Origin of the sequence: Pseudomonas sp. UBA3153 (genome assembly GCF_002364635.1) — a bacterium.
Taxonomy (GTDB): Bacteria; Pseudomonadota; Gammaproteobacteria; order Pseudomonadales; family Pseudomonadaceae; genus Pseudomonas_O; species Pseudomonas_O kuykendallii.
Genome location: NZ_DEYR01000015.1, coordinates 61,449 through 63,818 on the forward strand (window position 1 = coordinate 61,449; position 2,370 = coordinate 63,818).

General features: G+C 67.9%; 3 protein-coding genes. All 3 read left to right on the plus strand.

Annotated elements, in window-relative coordinates:
• Positions 1-635: uroporphyrinogen-III C-methyltransferase (locus B2X67_RS03835; protein WP_286784672.1), on the plus strand; the 635-nt coding region annotated here is incomplete at its 5' end.
• Entirely contained in the window at positions 632-1,834 is a 1,203-nt protein-coding gene (locus B2X67_RS03840; protein WP_286784673.1) for a heme biosynthesis HemY N-terminal domain-containing protein, read from the plus strand. The genes B2X67_RS03835 and B2X67_RS03840, both read left to right, overlap by 4 nt.
• A 92-nt stretch (positions 1,835-1,926) precedes the next feature.
• On the plus strand, positions 1,927-2,370 hold a 444-nt coding region (locus tag B2X67_RS03845), incomplete at its 3' end, for a disulfide bond formation protein B (protein WP_286784674.1).

The window sequence follows — 2,370 nt, forward strand, 5'->3', positions numbered from 1 at the left end:
TCCTGCGCGCGCAGGACGATCCGCTGGCGTTCGCCGCCCGCGGTGAACTGATCAAGGCTCTGGAGACGCTTCGCGCGCTGCCGCAGCCCGACCGCAACGGCCTGTTCCTGCAACTTTCGGCGTTGCGCAGCCAGGTCGATCGGCTACAGACCCTCGCGCCGGAGTACGAAATAGACCAGGCGGACTCCGCGCCGGTCCCGGCGGACTTGCCCTGGTGGCAACGCACTTGGGGCAAGCTGTCCAAATACGTGCGCCTGGAACTGCACGCCGACCAGGACATTCGCCCGCAACTGGCCGGCCAGAGTCTGGCCCAGGTGCGCCTGACCCTTTCCCTGGCGCTCGAACAGGCGCAGTGGGCGGCCTTGAACGCCCAGCCGGAAATCTACCGCGCTGCCCTGACGCAGGCGCAGGAACTGCTGAAAACCTACTTCGATGCGCAAAGCCATGAGGTCGGCGTTCTGGCCTCGCGCCTGGCACAGCTTGCCGAGCAACCGGTGAGCGTCGAGATTCCCGACCTGCGTCCGGCGTTGCTCGGCCTGCAGGCCTATCTGAAAGAACGCGAGTCGCCCCGCCAGGACAAGCCCGCGACCGATGAGGCCGAGCAGCCGGCGGATGCCGTGGAGGCAGGCGAATGATCCGCGCAGTGCTGGTGCTGCTGGTCGTCGCCGTCGCCGCCACGCTACTCGGCCTGGCGATCTCCGAGAGCAGCGGCTACGTGCTGATCGCCTACCGCGGTGTTCGCTACGAATCCAGCTTGTGGGTCTTTCTCGCCCTGCTGGTGGTGCTCGGCCTGACGCTGTATCTGCTGCGCCTGGTGGTGCGCCTGCTGGTCGCCTCCAACGGTGCGCTCAACCCCTGGTCGAAGAGGCGCCGCGCGCTCCGCACCCGGCGTGCCGCCGAGCACGGACTGCTGGACATGCTCGAAGGCCGCTGGGAGCGCGCCCTGCGCCACCTCAAGCTTGCCGCCGAAAACGAGCCGCAGCCGCTGATGTACTACCTGGGAGCCGCCCGCGCCGCCAACCACCTGGGCCAGTACGAAGAGAGCGACAAGCTGCTCGAGAGCGCCCTGCAGCGTCAGCCCAAGGCCGAGCTGGCGGTGGCGCTGACCCACGCCGAGCTGCAACGCGAGCGCGGCGACCTGGACGGCGCCCGTGACACCCTGCAAGCCATGCACGAGCGTCATCCGGGGCATCATCAAGTGCTGCTGCAGCTGCTCGCCGTGCATCGCCAGCGGGGCGAGTGGGCGGCATGCGGCGCGCTGCTGCCAGAACTGCGCAAGCACAAGCTGCTGGGCAACCAGGAACTTCTCGAGCTGGAACGCGCCAGCTGGCGCGGGCGGCTGAGCCAGTCGACCGATCTGGCGATGTTGCAACAGGCCTGGCAGCACCTGCCCTCGGCGCAGAAGCAGGACCCGGAGATGCTCTTCGCCTACGCCAGCCAGCTGCGTTACCTGGGCAGCGACGCCGACGCCGAGGAAGCGCTGCGCGGACCGTTGAAGAAGCACTACGACAGTCGCCTGATGGACTTCTACGGCGATCTGCAGGGGCGCGATCCGGCGGCCCAGCTGGAGATCGCCGAGGGCTGGCTGAAGCAGCATCCCGAGGACCCGCTGTTGCTGCGCGCGCTGGCACGGATCAGCCAGAACAGCGCGCTGTGGGGCAAGGCGCGGGACTATTACGAGGCGAGCCTCGGCTTTTCCCGCGATCCGCGCACCTGCGCCGAACTGGCGCGGTTGTTCACGCGACTGGGAGAACACGAGCGCAGCAACCAGCTGTTCCAGGAAGGTCTCGGCCTGCTGCCGGGCAACCTGCCGGCGGTATCCGCGACCTCCTGAGCACGCCCACCTCCGCACCGATGGCGCCGCGGCTTGAAACGCCGGGGCGCTTTCCTCTACCGTAGCGGCCTTTCCCGTCAATCGGTGCCTTCATGTCTTCCCTGGCCAGTTCGCGTTCGCTGTTCCTGCTCGCCTTTCTTGCCTGCGTGCTCGTCATGGCCGGCGCGCTGTACCTGGAGCATGTGGTCGGTCTCGAACCGTGCCCGCTGTGCATTCTTCAGCGTATCTGCGTGATCGCCTTCGGGCTGGTCTGCCTGGTCGCGGCCATCCACGGCCCGCGTCGTCGCGGTCGCCGGGCGTACTCAGTATTCGCGTTGTTCTCCGCGGTCGCCGGCGCCGCGGTCGCCGGACGCCAGGTCTGGCTGCAGAAGATTCCCGCCGACGAACTGCCCGCCTGCCTGCCGAGTCTCGACTACATGATGGAGGCGCTGCCGTTCCAGGACATCATCCGCCTGGTACTGCACGGCACCGCCGACTGCGCCGAAGTGAAGTGGACGCTGTTCGGCCTCAGCCTGCCGGAGTGGAGCATGCTGGCG